The organism is Actinoalloteichus spitiensis RMV-1378 (genome assembly GCF_000239155.1).
Taxonomy (GTDB): Bacteria; Actinomycetota; Actinomycetes; order Mycobacteriales; family Pseudonocardiaceae; genus Actinoalloteichus_B; species Actinoalloteichus_B spitiensis.
Window position 1 is genome coordinate 1 of record NZ_AGVX02000121.1, and the last position, 1,069, is coordinate 1,069.

General features: G+C 75.1%; 1 protein-coding gene. It reads right to left on the reverse strand.

The features are described from left to right. A partial coding sequence (locus ACTIDRAF_RS0206350; RefSeq protein ID WP_016697883.1) for an AraC family transcriptional regulator occupies positions 1-934 on the reverse strand: 934 nt, incomplete at its 3' end. Between the last annotated feature and the right edge of the window lie 135 nt (positions 935-1,069).

Consider the following 1,069-nt stretch of genomic DNA (forward strand, 5'->3'; position numbering starts at 1 on the left):
GTCCGCCGGCCCGCCGGTACTCCCGAGGGCTCACGCCGCGTTCCCGGCGGAACGCCGTGCTCAACGCGAAGGCACTGCCGTAGCCGACCCGCCGCGCCACCGCCTCCAGCGTCGCCGTCGACCCGCGCAGCAGGTCAGCGGCCAGGCTCAGCCGCCAGTCGGTCAGGTAGGACATCGGTGGTTCCCCCACCAGCTCGGTGAACCGCCGCGCCAGCGTCGCCCGCGACACCCCCACCTCGGCCGCCAACGTGGCCACCGTCCAGTTCTCGTACGCCCGGTCGTGCAGCAGCCGCAGCGCCGGGCCGACCACCGGGTCCCCGGCCGCCGAGTACCACCCGGGGGCCGCCGAGCCGGGCTGGGTGAACCAGGCCCGGACCGAGGACACCACCACCAGGTCCAGCAACCGGTCCAGGAACACCTCCTGGCCCGGCTCGTCCCGCGTGACCTCCCGACCCAACAGCGAGACCAGCGACCCCTCACCCACCTCCGCCGGGACGACGGCCACGGCGGGGAGCGCCGCCAGCAACCGGCGGCTCACGGCCGCGTCCGCGTGGTAGGTGCCCGTCACCAGGACGGCCCCCTCCGCCGAACCCCCACCCCAGGACCGGACCCCCAGGCCCAACCGTTCGCACAACTCCTCCCCAGCGACCGTGGTCGACCGGTCCCCGGGGTGGATGACGACCGTCGGCGGCAACTCCGGCGCACTGGCCACCCGGTACGGTTCGGGGCCCCGCACCAGGGCCACGTCCCCCGGCCGCAGCAGGGCGGCCTCCCCGGCCTCCGGAACCACCCACGCCTCGCCCCGCACCGGCGTCAACACCGTCAGCGGAGCCCGGTCCCGCACCAGCAGCGACCACGGCGGGTCCAACACCGACCGCACCAGGAACGCGCCCCGCGCGCGAGCGCCGTGCAACAACCCGGTCAACGCGTCCACGACCCGAAGCCTAGACGCTCGATGAGGTGTTCGAGCCGCTCGACGATGGATCGTCTCACCGGCTCGGGGTTGGCTGTGGTCATGACACAGCACCACACGGCCGCCGGGGCCCCCGCCCTCCCCGGCGCCGCCACG